Annotated in this window: 12 protein-coding genes; 9 read left to right on the forward strand and 3 right to left on the reverse strand. The window is 57.1% G+C overall.

Features of this window, described 5'->3' with window-relative positions; genetic code table 11:
* Positions 1 to 132 precede the first annotated feature (132 nt).
* The 3 genes from dnaE to AC2FNR_RS20410 all read left to right on the forward strand — a co-directional run bounded on the left by dnaE (position 133) and on the right by AC2FNR_RS20410 (position 4,294).
* Positions 133 to 3,633: a DNA polymerase III subunit alpha gene (dnaE, locus tag AC2FNR_RS20400; protein WP_496851109.1), complete on the forward strand. Its 3,501-nt coding sequence runs from the start codon at positions 133 to 135 to the stop codon at positions 3,631 to 3,633.
* Between the two features lie 77 nt (positions 3,634 to 3,710).
* Positions 3,711 to 3,923 (forward strand): YMGG-like glycine zipper-containing protein, encoded by a 213-nt coding sequence (locus AC2FNR_RS20405; RefSeq protein WP_170352272.1) that lies wholly within the window; start codon positions 3,711 to 3,713, stop codon positions 3,921 to 3,923.
* Between the two features lie 8 nt (positions 3,924 to 3,931).
* Entirely contained in the window at positions 3,932 to 4,294 is a 363-nt protein-coding gene (locus tag AC2FNR_RS20410; protein WP_496851111.1) for a hypothetical protein, read from the forward strand.
* Positions 4,295 to 4,298: 4 nt separating this feature from the next.
* Here the strand turns inward: AC2FNR_RS20410 and AC2FNR_RS20415 are convergent, their stop codons facing one another.
* Positions 4,299 to 4,493 (reverse strand): SlyX family protein, encoded by a 195-nt coding sequence (locus AC2FNR_RS20415; protein ID WP_170352274.1) that lies wholly within the window; start codon positions 4,491 to 4,493, stop codon positions 4,299 to 4,301.
* 124 nt (positions 4,494 to 4,617) lie between these two features.
* On the opposite strand from AC2FNR_RS20415, the gene hisS reads away from it, so the two are divergent.
* From hisS to hisG, 3 genes are read left to right on the forward strand one after another with little or no spacing between them, the layout of a single operon-like run.
* The gene (hisS, locus tag AC2FNR_RS20420) at positions 4,618 to 6,105 is read left to right on the forward strand and encodes a histidine--tRNA ligase (protein ID WP_496851113.1); all 1,488 of its coding nucleotides are present in this window, start codon (positions 4,618 to 4,620) and stop codon (positions 6,103 to 6,105) included.
* Between the two features lie 3 nt (positions 6,106 to 6,108).
* Entirely contained in the window at positions 6,109 to 7,197 is a 1,089-nt protein-coding gene (locus tag AC2FNR_RS20425) for an ATP phosphoribosyltransferase regulatory subunit (protein ID WP_496851115.1), read from the forward strand.
* Positions 7,194 to 7,883, forward strand: a complete 690-nt coding sequence (gene hisG, locus AC2FNR_RS20430; protein WP_496851117.1) for an ATP phosphoribosyltransferase — start codon at positions 7,194 to 7,196, stop codon at positions 7,881 to 7,883. Before AC2FNR_RS20425 ends, hisG begins: the two co-directional genes overlap by 4 nt.
* On the opposite strand, the gene AC2FNR_RS20435 is transcribed toward hisG, so the two are convergent.
* On the reverse strand, positions 7,880 to 8,311 hold the full coding sequence (locus AC2FNR_RS20435) for a DUF1489 family protein (protein WP_353393499.1): 432 nt from the start codon (positions 8,309 to 8,311) through the stop codon (positions 7,880 to 7,882). The two genes, hisG and AC2FNR_RS20435, sit on opposite strands and share 4 nt — an antisense overlap.
* Before the next feature lie 129 nt (positions 8,312 to 8,440).
* Here AC2FNR_RS20435 and AC2FNR_RS20440 point away from each other — a divergent pair, with 129 nt between their 5' ends.
* Entirely contained in the window at positions 8,441 to 10,723 is a 2,283-nt protein-coding gene (locus AC2FNR_RS20440; RefSeq protein WP_496851119.1) for an adenosylcobalamin-dependent ribonucleoside-diphosphate reductase, read from the forward strand.
* A 900-nt stretch (positions 10,724 to 11,623) separates the two neighbouring features.
* Here the strand turns inward: AC2FNR_RS20440 and AC2FNR_RS20445 are convergent.
* Positions 11,624 to 13,504: a tetratricopeptide repeat protein gene (locus AC2FNR_RS20445; protein ID WP_496851121.1), complete on the reverse strand. Its 1,881-nt coding sequence runs from the start codon at positions 13,502 to 13,504 to the stop codon at positions 11,624 to 11,626.
* A 208-nt stretch (positions 13,505 to 13,712) separates the two neighbouring features.
* Between AC2FNR_RS20445 and AC2FNR_RS20450 the strand changes: the two genes are divergently transcribed.
* Together AC2FNR_RS20450 and AC2FNR_RS20455 are read left to right on the forward strand one after the other, a co-directional pair.
* A complete protein-coding gene (locus tag AC2FNR_RS20450; RefSeq protein ID WP_496851123.1) occupies positions 13,713 to 14,345 on the forward strand; it encodes a tyrosine-type recombinase/integrase in 633 nt (210 codons plus the stop codon).
* Between the two features lie 251 nt (positions 14,346 to 14,596).
* Entirely contained in the window at positions 14,597 to 16,339 is a 1,743-nt protein-coding gene (locus tag AC2FNR_RS20455; RefSeq protein WP_496851125.1) for an adenylate/guanylate cyclase domain-containing protein, read from the forward strand.
* Positions 16,340 to 16,502 lie beyond the last annotated feature (163 nt).

Below are 16,502 nucleotides of genomic sequence, written 5' to 3' on the forward strand. Positions count from 1 at the left end.
TTGCCTTCTTGGGTCGTTGCTGCTGCCGAAGCACCTTCTGGAAAAGCCGAATAATCCAAGCTGATTTTTTAGGCATTCCATCTATGCGGTTCCCGCTTTTGCCGCGCGCCTGGCTGGGATAGCTTGGGCTTCATGAGCAGCACTCCTCGATTCATCCACCTTCGTGTTCACACAGAATATTCCCTGCTGGAAGGGGCCGTGCGGCTGAAAAAGCTGCCTGGCCTGTGTGAAAAGGCCGATATGCCCGCCATCGCCGTTACTGACACCAATTCGATGTTCTCGGCGTTGGAGTTTTCCGTGACCGCCAGCGGGGCCGGCGTGCAGCCGATCATGGGCTGTCAGGTCGATCTGACTTACCTGCAAGCGCAGCCGGGGGAAAAGCCCAAAGCCCCCGCGCCGCTGGTGCTGCTGGCGCAGTCTGAGGTGGGGTATGAGAACCTGATGAAGCTGAGTTCCTGCCTTTATGTGGACAAGGGCGGGCAGTTACCGCAGGTCACGTTGGAGGAGTTGGCGGATCGCTCGGACGGCTTGATCTGCTTGACCGGTGGGCCGGAAGGGCCTGTGGGGATGTTGCTGCAACAAGGCCAGCGCCCAGCGGCTGAGGCTTTGGTGGATCGGCTGGCCGGGATGTTCCCGGATCGCCTGTATATCGAATTGCAGCGCCATCCGGGTGAGGGGGGGCAACCCGAGGCCGAACGTCTGACCGAGCGCGGCCATGTCGAGATGGCCTATGCCAAGAACCTGCCTTTGGTCGCCACCAACGATGTCTATTTCCCGACCTCGGATATGTACGAGGCCCACGACGCGCTGATCTGTATCGCCGAGGGCGCGTATGTCGATCAGCAGGACGGCCGCCGCCGCCTGACGGCGCAGCATTATTTCAAGTCGCAGCAGGAAATGGTGACGCTGTTCGCCGATCTGCCCGAAGCGATTGAGAACACGGTCGAAATAGCCAAGCGCTGTGCGTTCATGGCCTATCGCCGTGATCCGATCCTGCCGAAATTTGCCGATGATGAGGTGGCTGAGCTGCGCCGCATCGCAAATGAGGGCCTTCAGAAACGTCTGGCGGTGATCCCGCATGCGGTGACGCCCGAGGAATATCAGGAACGGCTGGATTTCGAACTCGGCATCATCGAGGGCATGGGCTTTCCCGGTTATTTCCTGATCGTCGCGGACTTTATCCAATGGGCCAAGGATCACGACATTCCGGTTGGGCCGGGGCGGGGCTCGGGTGCGGGCTCCTTGGTGGCTTATGCGCTGACGATCACCGACCTTGATCCGTTGCGGTATTCGCTGCTGTTCGAGCGGTTCCTGAACCCCGAGCGGGTCTCGATGCCCGACTTCGATATCGACTTCTGCATGGATCGCCGCGAAGAGGTGATCCGCTATGTTCAACAGAAATATGGCCGCGACAAGGTGGGGCAGATCATCACCTTTGGTGCGCTGCTGTCCAAGGCCGCTGTGCGCGATATCGGGCGGGTGCTGCAGATGCCCTACGGGCAGGTGGACCGCCTGTCCAAGATGATCCCGGTCGAGGGCGTAAAGCCTGTTTCCATCGAAAAGGCTCTGAAAGACGAACCCCGCCTGCGCGAAGAGGCGCGGAACGAAGAGGTGGTGGACCGGCTTCTGACCTATGGCCAACAGGTCGAGGGGCTGTTGCGTAACGCTTCGACCCACGCGGCGGGGGTGGTGATTGGCGACCGGCCTCTGGACGCGCTGGTGCCGCTGTATCAGGATCCGCGATCCGACATGCCTGCGACCCAGTTCAACATGAAATGGGTGGAACAGGCCGGGCTGGTTAAGTTCGACTTTCTGGGCCTGAAGACGCTGACCGTGATTCAGAACGCGATGGATATCATCTTCAAGTCCGGGCGTCCTTTGCACATCGCGGCCGATGGCACGGAACTCTATGAACCCGCCGATGGGGCCGAGAACCAGATCAATGCCATCCCGCTGGACGACGAGGCGACGTATAAGCTCTATTCTGCCGCCAAGACGGTGGCGGTGTTCCAGGTGGAATCCTCGGGCATGATGGATGCGCTAAAGCGCATGAAGCCGACCTGTATCGAGGATATTGTCGCCCTTGTGGCGCTGTATCGTCCCGGCCCGATGGAGAACATACCGACCTATTGCGAGGTCAAGAACGGGTTGCGGAAAATTGAATCCGTGCATCCGCTGATCGACCATATCCTTGAGGAAACACAGGGCATCATCGTTTACCAGGAACAGGTGATGCAGATCGCTCAGGTCATGGCTGGGTACTCCCTTGGTGGTGCCGACCTGCTGCGCCGCGCGATGGGTAAGAAGATCAAAGAGGCGATGGATGCCGAACGCCCCAAATTCGAAAAGGGCGCGGGTGAAAACGGCGTGGATGCCAAGAAAGCCAGCGAGGTTTTCGACCTGCTGGAGAAATTCGCCAACTACGGCTTTAACAAATCCCATGCCGCCGCTTATGCGGTGGTCAGCTATCAGACCGGCTGGCTTAAAGCGAACCACCCGGTCGAGTTCATGGCCGGTGTCATGAACTGCGATATCCACCTGACCGACAAGCTGGCCGTCTATTTCGAAGAGGTCCGCAAAGGGCTTGAGTTGCCCTATGTGCCCCCTTGCGTGAACCGATCTCAAGCGACCTTCGATGTGGTGAACGGAGAGCTTGTATATGCGCTGGGCGCCTTGAAAAACGTGGGCGTTGAGGCGATGAACTTGGTGGTCGATGGTCGCGCGGAAAAGCCCTTTGTGAACCTGTTCGATTTCGCCCGCCGGGTTGATCTGAAAAAGGTCGGCAAACGCCCGCTGGAAATGATGGCGCGGGCGGGCGCGTTCGATCAGTTGGACAAGAACCGCCGCCGCGTGTTCGAAAGCCTTGATCCTCTGGTGCAGTATTCCGCGGCGATCCATGAACAGAAGAATTCGAACCAAGTGTCGCTGTTTGGTGAGGCGGGCGATGACCTGCCCGAACCGCGCCTGTCGCCCACGCCCGATTGGCTGCCCGCAGAACGGCTGAGCGAGGAATTCAAGGCCATCGGCTTTTACCTCTCGGGCCATCCGCTGGACGACTATATGCCTGCGCTGAAACGCAAGCAGGTCATGACGCTGGACGAGGTGACGGAAAAGGCACGTTCGGGTCCGTTCATCGCCAAGATGGCCGGTGTTGTTGCCGGTCGACAGGAGCGGAAATCGGCGCGCGGCAACCGGTTTGCCTTTGCGCAGCTTTCGGACCCCAGCGGTGCGTATGAGGTCACGCTGTTCTCGGAAACGTTGGAGAAATCGCGCGAGTATCTGGAAACTGGCGCGCAAGTTGTATTAACCGCCGAGGCCACAATGGAAGCTGATCAGCTGAAACTGCTTGGCCGCTCTGTCGGCCCGGTGGATACGGTAGTGGCCGAGGCGGGTGCGACCGGCCTGCGCATCTTTGTGGACGAGGAACAGGCCCTGCCTACCGTGGCCAAAGTGCTAGAGGACGCGGCTGGCGCGGCCAAAAACGCCGCGCGCGGGCCTATCCAATTGCTGCTGATGGCGCCCGGATTGCCCGGCGAGGTCGAGATGGATCTGGGCCAGAACTTCCCCATCAATCCGCAAATTAAAGGCGCGATCAAATCGCTGGAAGGCGTGATGTCGGTCGAGGAGTTCTGACCCCGCCTTTTGTTGCCAGACACAATCCCTCGGGCTAGGCTGACTTTGGTCGGTTTCGGGCCAAAGGAGGGTTTGACATGGTGATTTTAGGTCTCGGGTTCAGAACTGTTGCGCTTGCTGCTGTGGCGTCCTTGGCATTTGCCTCGGCAGGGGTGGCTGATGACAAGAAGAAAAAGCAGACAATCGAAGGTGCGCTCATCGGGGCCGGTGTCGGGGCGTTGGTCGGAGACGGCAAGGGCGCAGCAATCGGCGGCGTAGCTGGTGCGATCATCGGGCATAACTGGAAATGAGAGCCATGATGAACACCTCCAGACTGATCCTAAGCGCCGTGCTCTTAATAACGCCAACTTTCGCTGCGGCGGATGAGGCGGCTGAACAGATGGTGCAGGATGCATTGCCAGTGATGCATTATACCTGCGCGTCGATTGCCGAAGAGGCAGACGGAGACGAAGCCTTTGTCGTAGAGGTCGTCGGGAAAATGACGGCCCTGTCGCTATATAACCGTCAGATCAATATCGAAGATCACGCAACGACCGATGAGGAAAAGGCCCAATTGCGTGAAGCCTTCATAGCGGCGCTTTCCGAAGGCTGCGCTGCGGACAAGAACGCTCTTTTGGGAGGTGTGGTCGACAATGCGGTGAAAACGACGCTGGGGTTATAAGCAGTCAGTAATGCGGCGGGCGTTCGTCTCCGAACACGACCCCACCTGATCCTTCCTGCGCCCGTTCAGCCTCGCGCTGCAACAGCATCTCGACGCGCCGGGTCAGGCGATCGATCTCACTCTGTTGGGTTGTAACGACCGTGTTCAGCTCTTCGACCGTGCGGGTCAGGTGGGCGATCTGCTCTTCCAGATGCTGCATGGGGCTCTCCTTTGGGCGTGGTCATAGCGGCGCTTTGACCTCAACACCAGTGAAAGCGCGCCTTGCCCAGATGCGGGCCATGGGATAGACCGCGCGCGGAACATGAACCGCAAGGACGCCCCACATGGCCAAGCCCAAGAAACAGCCCCGCCCCAAGGCCGTCACGCCGAAAGGGTTCCGCGACTATTTCGGCCAGGAAGTCTCGCAGCGCACCGAGATGCTGCGGACGATTGCGGATGTCTATCATCGGTACGGGTTTGACGCTCTGGAAAGCAGCGCGGTTGAGACGGTCGAGGCGTTGGGCAAGTTCCTGCCCGATGTGGATCGCCCGAACGAGGGTGTGTTTGCGTGGCAGGAGTTTGACGACGGCGGCAACGGTGACTGGATGGCCCTGCGCTATGACCTGACCGCGCCTTTGGCCCGTGTCTATGCGCAGCACCGCAACGACCTGCCGACGCCCTATCGCCGCTATGCGATGGGTCCGGTCTGGCGCAATGAAAAGCCGGGGCCGGGGCGGTATCGTCAGTTTTATCAATGCGATGCGGATACGGTGGGCACAGCCTCGATGGCTGCCGACGCCGAAATCTGTGCGATGCTGTCGGACACGCTGGAGACCGTGGGCATCCCCCGCGGCGACTATCTGGTGCGGGTGAATAACCGCAAGGTTCTGAACGGTGTGCTGGAGGCGATGGGTCTGGGCGAAGATGCCGCCGCCCGCGACAATGTTCTACGCACCATCGACAAGTTTGACAAAGTAGGTGAAGCCGGTGTGCGCGAGCTGCTGACCAAGGGCCGTCTGGACGCCTCGGGCGCGTTCATCGACGGTGTGGGCCTCAGCGACGATCAGGCCGAGCCAGTGATTGCCTTCCTGACCTCGAAGGCTGCGGATACCGCCGGTACACTGGCAAACCTGCGTGCTGCCGTGGGCGACAGCAAGATCGGCGCGGATGGGATTGCCGAGTTGGAACAGATCGGCGCTCTGCTTGATGCGGGCGGCTATGGCTCGGACCGGATTGAGATCGACCCCTCGGTCGTGCGGGGCCTCGGGTACTATACCGGCCCGGTTTGTGAGGCCGAGCTGACCTTTGAGATTTTCGATGAGAAAGGCCGTAAGCGGCAGTTCGGATCGGTTTCGGGCGGCGGCCGCTATGACGACTTGGTCAAGCGGTTTACCGGGCAGGAAGTTCCTGCGACTGGCGTGTCCATTGGAGTTGACCGGTTGCTGGCCGCCCTGCGCGAAAAGGGCCGGATTGCCGCGCAGGCGACTGGTCCCGTGGTTGTGACCGTAATGGACCGCGACCGCATGGCCGATTATCAGGCGATGGTGGCCGAACTGCGCAATGCAGGCATCCGGGCCGAGGTCTATCTGGGTAACCCCAAGAACTTTGGCAATCAGCTGAAATACGCAGACAAGCGGAACTCTCCCATCGCGGTGATCGAGGGGGGCGATGAAAAGGCCAGTGGGATCGTGCAGATCAAGGACCTGATCCTTGGGGCCAAGATCGCCGAAAGCGCCACGCTTGAGGAATGGAAAGAACGCCCCAGCCAATTCGAAGTGCCGCGTAGCGATCTGGTCGCCAAGGTACGCGAAATTCTGGACAGTCAGGACTGACCCATGCCCAACCGTTCCCAGATACAAGCCCGCGCTGCGATGATGCGCGTGAGGTTCGAGGCCGCAGGCGCACAGGTCGTGGACCCTCCGCTGCTGCAACCGGCCGACACGCTGCTGGACCTTTATGGTGAGGATATCCGCGCGCGTGCCTATGTGACTACGGACGCGCTGCGGGGCGAGCAGATGCTGCGCCCGGACTTCACCCTGCCCGTGGTGCAGATGCACATGTCCGACGGGGCCGAGCCTGCCCGATACACCTATTCAGGCGAGGTATTCCGCCGTCAGGAGCATGACCCTGATCGCTCGAATGAATACATTCAGGTCGGCTACGAAGTGTTCGACCGCAACGATCCTGCAGGCGCGGATGCTGAGGTGTTTTCGCTGTTCGCGCTGCAATTGCGAGGGCTGCCTTTGCGCGCGGCGACCGGGGATATCGGCATCCTGACTGCCGCTGTCGAGGGCCTTAAGACCACGGACCGGCGCAAGGCGGCGCTGATGCGGCACTTGTGGCGGCCTCGTCGCTTCCGGGTGCTGCTGGACCGCTTTGCCGGTCGCAAACCGGGACCTGAAGGGCGCGACAGCCTGTTGGATGCGGAAAATCCGCTGGATCCGGACATCCCAATGATCGGCAAGCGCCGTGCCTCCGAGATCGAAGCGCGGATCGCTGCCTTGCGCGAAGATCGCGACACACCGCCTATCTCCGACAACGAACTGGTTGGGCTGGAAACCCTGCTGAACGTGCGTGAGACCATGCCCTTTGCGTTGGAACGGCTGCGCGACGTGGCGGTGGATCTGCCGCAGATCACTCCGGCGCTGGACCGACTTGAGGCGCGGATTGCCTCGCTACAGGCGCGTGGCGTGGATGTGGAACGTCTGGATTTCGAGGCCGCCTATGGCCGCACCTCGATGGAATATTATGACGGGTTTGTCTTTGGCTTCTACGCCGAGGGTCGCCCCGATCTGCCCCCCATCGCCACCGGCGGGCGCTACGATGCGCTGACGCGGCAGTTGGGCAACGGGGCCGAAATTCCGGCTGTGGGAGGTGTCATCCGCCCCGACCTGATGCTTGAGATCGAGGAGGACGCGCAATGAGCCTGAAACTGGGCGTGCCCTCGAAGGGCCGGTTGATGGAGAAGACCTTTGGCTGGTTCGAAAAGCGCGGCATCACTCTGTCGCGCAGCGGGTCAGATCGGGAATATGCGGGTAAGGTCGAGGGCATCGACGGCGTATCGCTGATCCTGCTGTCCGCCGGGGAAATCCCGCGTGAACTGGCGGCAGGTCGCATTCATCTGGGCGTCACCGGCATTGATCTGGTGCATGAGAAACTGCCCCGCTGGGAACAACAGGTCGAGGAGATCTCGCAGCTTGGGTTTGGCAAGGCCGACCTGATCATCGCGACACCTGCTTGCTGGGTTGATGTAGACACGCTGGATGATCTGGACGCGGCAGCAGCGGCGTTTCGCAAAACCCACGGCCACCGGTTGCGGATTGCCACCAAGTATCACCGGCTGGTGCGCGAGTTCCTGACCGATGCGGGCGTGGCCGATTACACTCTGGTCGATAGTCAGGGCGCGACCGAGGGCACGGTGATGAATGAGACCGCCGAGGCGATTGCCGATATCACATCTACCGGCGAGACGCTGCGAGCGAACCACCTCAAAATCCTGACCGACGGGCTGATCCTGCAATCGCAGGCGACCCTGTGGCGCAGTCGGGTGGCGAAATGTGACCCCGAGACAAAGGCCACTCTGAACGCATTGCTGGATCGCCTGCGTTAAAGCACGCCGATCTCGGCAAGCGCGCGATTCAGATCGTCGGGCAAGGCATCGTCCTGTTCTCGCCCTTCCGGCAGGTCGGCGGGGGTGTCCTCGGGTTTGAGATAGCGCCAGCCCTGGAACGGGCGTTTGAGCGCGGTCTGGGTGCGATGGACCTGTGGGTCCAGCACGATAGCGCAGCGGCGAATGCCGTCTTCGCCGCGCACCTCATCCAGACGCAGGATGCGCTGACGGCATTGGATTACGCCCTTGATCACCCAATAGATTGATCCGCCATTCAGAATCTCGGCCTCGCGCTTGGGCCACATGCGGGTGACATGGCGCGGGCAGCCGTCCTCGTAAAGCGGTCTGCGACTGTCCTGCCACGCCATCAGCGTATCAACGCTTTCCGATCCGACGGACAGTTTGATGAGGTTTACGTACTTATCCACAGCTTTCCCACAGAGTCGTCCCAAGGCCCACCTTTATATTGTAGCTCGCTATGCGGCGTCATCAAGGTGTTGTGGTTTGGATGTGAATTGCGGTAATCTGGATACCTCTTTCAAAACAGGGAATCACCAATGAGCCGCTTTGCCGCCCCCATCGCCGAGCAGATCTGGGACATGAAATACCGCTTTAAAGAAGCGGATGGCACGCCCATCGACCAGACGGTCGAGGATAGCTGGCGACGCATAGCCCGCGATCTGGCGCGGGTCGAGGATGACGCGGCCCATTGGGAAGATAAGTTCTACGCAGCGCTGGAAGATTTTAAATATCTGCCCGCTGGTCGCATCACTGCGGGTGCAGGTACAGCGCGTCAGGTGACTCTGTTCAACTGTTTCGTCATGGGCACCGTGCCCGACAGCATGGGCGGTATTTTCGACATGCTGAAAGAGGCCGCGCTGACCATGCAGCAGGGTGGGGGGATCGGTTACGATTTCTCGACCATCCGCCCGCGGGGGGCGGATGTAAAAGGCGTGGCGGCGGATGCTTCTGGACCTTTGTCGTTCATGGATGTGTGGGACGCGATGTGCCGGACGATCATGTCCGCAGGCTCGCGTCGTGGGGCGATGATGGCGACCATGCGCTGCGACCACCCCGACATCGAGCAGTTCATCACCGCGAAATCTGACCCGGCGCGCCTGCGCATGTTCAACATGTCGGTTCTGGTGACGGATCCGTTCATGGAGGCCGTCAAGGCCGATGGCCCGTGGGAACTGGTCTTTGGTGACAAGGTTTATCACACAGTTCAGGCACGCGATCTGTGGAACAAGATCATGCAGGCCACCTATGACTATGCCGAGCCGGGTGTGATCTTCATCGACCGCATCAACAAGGCCAACAACCTGAGCTATGTGGAAACCATCGCCGCGACGAACCCGTGTGGCGAGCAGCCCTTGCCGCCTTATGGTGCGTGCCTGTTGGGTTCGATCAATCTGGCGCGACTGGTGGCGGACCCGTTCGGGGATACGGCGCATTTGGATGAGGCCGCCTTGCAAGAGCTGGTCGCTACGGCTGTGCGCATGATGGACAATGTTGTGGACGCGTCGAAATTCCCGCTGGCCGAGCAGGAAGCCGAAGCACAGGACAAGCGCCGGATTGGGCTGGGCGTGACCGGGTTGGCCGATGCGCTGCTGATGTTGGGTTTGCGCTATGGGTCAGACGAAGCGGCGCGTCAGACCGAGCGCTGGTTGCATGCGATCGCCCGCGCCGCCTATCTGGCCTCGGTCGATTTGGCGAAGGAGAAGGGTGCGTTCCCGCTGTTTGACGCCGAAAAATACCTGGCCAGCGGCAACATGCAGCAAATGGATGAAGACGTGCGTGACGCGATCCGCGAACATGGCATCCGCAACGCGCTGCTAACCTCAATTGCGCCGACTGGGACGATTTCGCTCTATGCAGGGAACGTGTCTTCGGGGATCGAGCCGGTCTTTGCCTACGCCTACACGCGCAAGGTATTGCAAAAGGATGGCTCGCGCACCGAGGAAGAGGTAGTGGACTACGCCGTGCAGATGTGGCGCGACAAGTTCGGCGATGTCGCCTTGCCCGACTATTTCGTGAACGCGCAAACGCTTTCCCCGTCTGATCACGTTAAGATGCAGGCCGCCGCGCAAAAATGGATCGATAGTTCGATTTCCAAGACGATCAATTGTCCCGAAGATATCAGCTTTGACGCCTTCAAAGACGTTTACATGCAGGCCTGGGATCAGGGCTGCAAAGGCTGCACCACCTATCGCCCGAATGACGTGACCGGCTCGGTCCTGACAGTGTCCGAAAGCGCCGACAAAGCCCCCGGCGAAAGCGCCGATGCCCCGCATCAGGTGGATGGCGGCGAGGTTGTCTATATGTCCGAACCACTGGACCGCCCGCAATCGCTGGAGGGATCGACTTACAAGTTGAAATGGCCCGATAGCGAACACGCGATCTATCTGACCATCAACGATATTGTCATTGGTGGCCGTCGCCGCCCGTTTGAGGTGTTCATCAACTCGAAGAACATGGAGCATTACGCCTGGACGCTGGCGCTTACGCGGATGATCTCGGCCGTGTTCCGTCGTGGAGGAGATGTGTCCTTTGTGGTCGAAGAGCTGAAAGCCGTCTTTGATCCACGCGGCGGTGCGTGGGTTAAAGGCAAGTACATCCCTTCGATACTTGCTGCGATTGGCGGCGTGATCGAGCAGCACCTGATCAATATCGGTTTCCTTGAAGGCGAGGGCATGGGGCTGAAATCAGATCCGCAGGCGCAGGTCGTCAATATGGATGCTCCGCGTGGCAAAGCGTGCCCGTCCTGCGGGCAGTTCGACATGGCAATGATCGAAGGCTGCATGACCTGCCGCAGTTGCGGCCACTCTAAGTGCGGATAAAGTTTAGACTACTGTGGAACTGTGTGGGTGAGCATAAATAGCCCATAGTGCTGATTTTTGCGCCCATTTGAACGGTCTTTAATGCCCACAGATTCTTAAGGTACTGAAATAAAATAAAAAAGATTCCTTTAGAGTTTTGAGATTGTTCTGCTTTGGGCGACCATCGATAGCAATCGCGCTATTGACCAGGACCAGAAAATCTCAAGACTGTGGCCATGGAACCAAATCGTCTCATACGCGTCACACGCAAAAGCTGACCAGAATGTTGTACTTGCCCAGCAAAACCGCTCGGGCAGTTCCATGGCTATCGGATACCGAATTTATGAAAAACAAATCGCCTATCGAGGATTCCCCTCAATACTCCGAATTGAACGCTCGATTTTCCCGTTTTCTGCTGGACTTCCGAAAGGAAAAACTCGCGCAGCAACTTGCCGGAGACGACGAAAACCGTGGCGAGATCACTCGCGGAGACTTTCAGTCATTCAAAGCGCGGATGACTGAGGGTTTAGAACTAACCGATTACGATCTAGATCGTATTCACCGCCGAGTATTGTCTATACTTCTCCGCGCCTAGGCGGGCTCGGTGCTGCAAGACGAATGAGGCCGGAAGGCTTGAAACTGGCGCGTAGACCGATCCGCTTTGACAATGAGTCAGTCCTGAATCTCACTTGAACGTCTACGGTTACTTCACTGCGCACTCTCCAGTGAAACAACAAACACGTTGTTCTAAGCTACTCCCGCTCTTCTCTTCAATGCGCATCATCAGCGGGTCGCAGCCCAAACCAGACATTCAACAGCGATGTTTGTTGATCCCGAGGAGCGGATTGGTCCGTTCATGCAACGATGCTACCAAAAGTGGAAACCGCGCATACAGCCAGTATCCGGGATATGAAAACCTTTCTATTCGGGCAATCCACCAGCAACCATCGCACCAAAATACCGGTCCTGGTCCTCAGTATGCATAAAGGGTGTGTTTCTGTGTGTAGAAACACGGAAGTCCGGCCGGATTTCTAGTAATTTCTTTGCTTCAACCTGTGCATCTTCCAGACGTCCCATTTCAGCAAGAGTTGCGACCAAGATACGGCGCGGAGGAAGCGACTTTGGATAAGTTGAGATACCGGTTTTTGCCAGCAGAATTGCCTGTTTGTAATCTCTGATTAAGAAATGAGAAAGGGCCGCGTTAAAATTGTACCAGCCGGGATAACGCGGGTTGACCTTTTTTGCCTTGTTGTTCCACTCAATCGCTTCGGCTGGCTCACCCATAAGCGACCGTAGAAAGCCCATACCATATAGAACCTCAGGATCATTGGGGTTCTCCCGTATTGCCCGCTGAAATGCCTGGTATGCGAGTTGATGATCGTGGTCAGCAAACAAATGTAGCTGGCCCAAGCGGTGTTGAACGCGATAGTCCGATTGATCCAGTTCTAACGCACGCTGTGCGTGCCTGCGGGCTTTGTTCAGCGCGGTTTCTGGATCGTCCGACCCACCAAAGCGCCAAAGACTAAGGTAGCGACCGCTCAATTCAATATGTGCAGAAAGGTAGTCTGGATCGAGCACTATGGCTCGTTCCAGTAGTTCAATTGCCTCTTGCCGACTCGCAGTATTCAGCAGCTTGCTTTTGGCGACAGCCCTCAGAAAAAGTTCATACGCTTCTAGATCATCGGTTGGCCGTTTCCTAAGCGAAGCGATTTCTTCTTCCTCAACTACAATTTTTAGGGTGGATGCGATTTCCCGAATAAGGTCGGCCTGAGCGGAAAACAATTCTTCGACGCCAACGTCATATTGTTCCGACCATAGAGCGTGCCCCGACTCTGTCTCTATCAGTGTTGAGTTAATCGAAATATTCTCGCCAACGCTCTGAACGCTACCTGACAGAACATATCGCACACCGAGCTCTCGACCTATTTCTCGCGGTTTGGCCAAGCTGTCCGCAAAGGTAATCGAAGTAGAACCAGCAATCACAAATAGCTGTGGAAACTTCGAAAGCTGCGTCGTGATTGCTGCTCCAAAACCTTCTGCCAGATAGCCGACCTCTTCAATTTTTGAGCGGTTCTCAAAGGGCAAAACGACGATGGACGGTTCGTCTGGGATGGCAAGCGCAAACTCCTCTTGTTCGGTCAGGGGTGCCGCATCTCTGGATCGCCACCATACGACCGAAACCAGCACCAAACAGATGCATGCTGCACCGATTAGAGTTGGCACCCACTTGGATATCGTTGGTTTCGTATGCGCAATTGGTTTTGATAAAGCCAAAGCCTTGGCCTTGTCATCCAGAACGATTTCGAAGGCTCGGACTGGTCTCTCTATGTTTTTGACTTCGGTCTCACCCAGATCCTCGAAATTCAGATCCAGCTTGTCCTGTACCTGGTCCCTTACGCTGCGGTGAATGCAAATACCTCCTGGCTCAGCCAAGCCTTCAAGTCGAGCGGCGACATTGACGCCATCACCATAAATGTCTCCATCCTCGGCAATCACATCTCCGATATTGATGCCGATCCGAAACACAATTCGTTCGCTTTCTGGAACGTCCGAATTTCGAGAGAGCATTTCGTTTTGAACAGAAACGGCAAATTTCATTGCCTGTACGGTGCTTTCGAACTCCAGTAGAGCACCATCACCTATCAATTTGATCGTCTTGCCACCATAACTCGCCGCAAAGGGGTCAATGAGTTCAGACCGATGCGACTTTAGTGCTGCCAGCGTCGCTGCCTCATCGCGTTCCATCAGTCGCGAGTAGCCCACGACGTCAATACTCAAGATAGTGGTAAGGCGGCGTTCCACTCCCGTTCTCCCCTACACCGAAGATTATCCACCCTGATCTATTGAATCCATAGTTCTGCTATTCGCCCTATACCAAATCGCATATTTGAGGCGCCGGTCAGGCTTCGACAAAGTCAGATTTTTCATGACGGAGACCAAGCATGGTAACCAATAGACGCTGACACTGTGTGGGCGATGAGGTGGTGCGTGGCGGTGTGGAGTATTCGTCATGCAAGCTTTAAATCTACCCGTCATTCGAGTTGGCCGATCTGCGTGGAACAAAGGTCGGGTTATTGGCCAGAAGCGCCCGCTTTTGCCAAGGCATGTCTGGGCAATACGCGTTCGCTTAGAAATTTCAGAAGATCATAGGAACTTAGCACTCTTCAATTTAGCAATAGATAGTAAGCTCCGTGGTTGCGATCTTGTTCGCCTGAAAGTTGCAGACGTATTTGCCGCTGGACAAGTAAAGGAACGCGCGTCTGTCAACCAAAGCAAGACAAAGATACCCGTTCGTTTTGAAATTAGTAGTGGTACGCGAAACTCGCTTTTGAATTGGCTGAAACAACCTGCAATGAAAAGATCCGAGTACTTGTGGCCAGGGCGTTTTCAGCATCGGCTGCATATTTCTACTCGTCAGTACGCGAGGTTGGTTCAGTCATGGGTCGCTTCGATTGGGCTTGATCCCAGTCAGTATGGGACCCATTCAATGCGACGCACAAAAGTGGCGCAGATTTATCGTAGAACAGGTAACTTGCGAGCCGTGCAGCTATTGCTTGGTCACACCAAGATGGACAGTACAGTGCGTTACCTGGGTGTAGACATCGAAGACGCACTCGCCATCGCGGAAGCCACCGAGATGTGATCTATCAGGCCGCTTTCGAGCGGCCTTTTTTTGCGCGAACCCTGAGAGTAGAATTTTCAGCCCTAAGCGGACCTGGCACAACTCAGGGCGAAGACAACTCGGCTGTTTGTCCTCCAAGCCTTTCGCGCAGACGAATGGCATAGTTTCCCAACGCTGAAACCGACTTCAAGCAAGGGCAGAAACCGACCCTGTGCACTTTAGCATGGTCTAAACACGTAGCGACCAGTATGAAACAAAAAGGAGGACAACACGTGGAGCGAAAGCTGGCAGCCATACTGATTGCTGATCTTGTCGGCTTTACCGCCCGAATGGAGCGGGACGAGAAAGGCACGCTCGAAGTCCTCTCAGCGCACATTGACAAAACCGCTGTTCCGCTTGTCGGTCGGCATCACGGTCGCATCGTCAAACAGATGGGTGACGGTCTGCTCGCCAGCTTCGACAGCGCTGTTGACGCTGTTTCCTGCGCGGTTGAGTGGCAAAGTTCGCCATTGGTGGGCACCGATCCACTTCGCTTTCGCATCGGCGTCACTCTTGGAGACATTATCATGCGCGACGGAGATGTTTTTGGTTCCGGTGTGAACCTTGCGTCAAGGTTGGAGCAGCTTGCCCCGCCAGGCGGTGTGTTGGTGTCTGAAGATGTTTATCGTGTGGTCGGGAACCGTATACCGGTCGTTTGGGAAGATGCTGGTAAGCTTACGGTGAAGAACGTTGCCGAACCGGTACATGCTTGGCGCATTGGCGGGTCAAGCGCAGTTTGCGCTGAACCGCCTCGGCCTGAATCATCAGGAAAAGCCACTATTGCGGTCTTGCCACTACACAACATGAGCGACGACCCCGAACAGGCCTTCTTTAGCGACGGGATTGCGGAAGACATTATTGTGGGCTTATCGCGTTTTCGGACGCTCAAGGTTGTTTCCAGAAATGCGTCTTTCAGGTTCCGGACACAGGACAAAAATCCGGCCAAAATCGCGGAAGCTCTCGGCGCAGATTACCTGGTTGTAGGCAGCGTGCGGAAGGCCGGCAGTCGCGTGAGAATCTCGGTACAACTTGCTGACGCCCGTACAGGCACTCAACTCTGGTCGGATCGATACGACCACGAACTGGAAGATGTTCTAGCGGTTCAAGACGAGGTGGCCCGAAATATCGTCGCAGTGTTGCCGGGCAGGGTCCAGCACGATGTCGTCGACCGTTCGACACAGAAACCAACGGATCAGATGAAGGCCTATGAACTGATGCTTAAGGGCAAGGCGTTACGCGACGGCCTGAACGCCCGAGATACGGCCAAGGCGAGAGCGTTGTTGGAACGAGCGGTCGCGCTCGATCCCTCTATCGCGCGATCTTATATGTATCTCTCAGATACATATGTCATAGATTTGTGGCTTGGGCTGGCGGACGCTGATGCACCCACGCACACATTGAAAATAGCCCGAAAGGGCGTGGCACTCGATAACCGCGACGTCTACATTCAGGACCAGCTTGGTTTTGCTTATCTCTGTGCCGGATTGTGGGATGAGGCAGAAGCGCAATTTAAGAAAACACTTTCCATGATAGAAAGTGAAGCGGAGTCTATGGCCTGGTGTGGTTATGCTTTCCTACTACTCGGCCAGCACGAAAAGGCGCGCGAGGTGGTTTCGAAAGCTATGGGACTGGATCCGCTGCATCCACCTGCCATCGACTGGATTATGGGGCAGGTCGAATTTTTCAACGGCAACTATGAAGCAGCGCTTAGTTTTCTAATGGGAGCAGCCCGGCTTAACTCGCTGGCTGCCGCATTTGTCACCGCATCTTACGCGCAGCTCGGACGAGAGCGAGACGCCGCCGATGCGTTGCGAGAATTCGTGATCGAACGTCACGATGAGTTCACAAGTCGAGGTATCGTGGTTGAGGATGACACGTTAGATAGCCTTGCACGCGGGTTTCGGTCTATGTGGCGGCGACCGGATGATTTTAAACTTCTCACCAATGGCCTAAGGGCGGCAGGTATGACCGGCTGACGCCGAGTTTTGCTCTTTTGTCCAACTGCCGCGGCCTCAATTACGCGTTTCTCTGCGCCCTGTTTTTTCGGCCGATGGCAGTCCAAAGCGGACTTGAAATGCAAGACTTTACAATTCTGGCTTAGCGGACAGAAGCTGGCGCAATCAAACCGAGCAAACAAAC

This window comes from Ruegeria sp. SATB045, assembly GCF_059613525.1.

Coding starts and splice junctions, on each gene's coding strand:
- dnaE (WP_496851109.1), top strand. CDS start 133: ATGAGCAGCACTCCTCGATTCATCCACCTTCGTGTTCACACAGAATAT.
- AC2FNR_RS20405 (WP_170352272.1), top strand. CDS start 3,711: ATGGTGATTTTAGGTCTCGGGTTCAGAACTGTTGCGCTTGCTGCTGTG.
- AC2FNR_RS20410 (WP_496851111.1), top strand. CDS start 3,932: ATGAACACCTCCAGACTGATCCTAAGCGCCGTGCTCTTAATAACGCCA.
- AC2FNR_RS20415 (WP_170352274.1), bottom strand. CDS start 4,493: ATGCAGCATCTGGAAGAGCAGATCGCCCACCTGACCCGCACGGTCGAA.
- hisS (WP_496851113.1), top strand. CDS start 4,618: ATGGCCAAGCCCAAGAAACAGCCCCGCCCCAAGGCCGTCACGCCGAAA.
- AC2FNR_RS20425 (WP_496851115.1), top strand. CDS start 6,109: ATGCCCAACCGTTCCCAGATACAAGCCCGCGCTGCGATGATGCGCGTG.
- hisG (WP_496851117.1), top strand. CDS start 7,194: ATGAGCCTGAAACTGGGCGTGCCCTCGAAGGGCCGGTTGATGGAGAAG.
- AC2FNR_RS20440 (WP_496851119.1), top strand. CDS start 8,441: ATGAGCCGCTTTGCCGCCCCCATCGCCGAGCAGATCTGGGACATGAAA.
- AC2FNR_RS20450 (WP_496851123.1), top strand. CDS start 13,713: ATGCAAGCTTTAAATCTACCCGTCATTCGAGTTGGCCGATCTGCGTGG.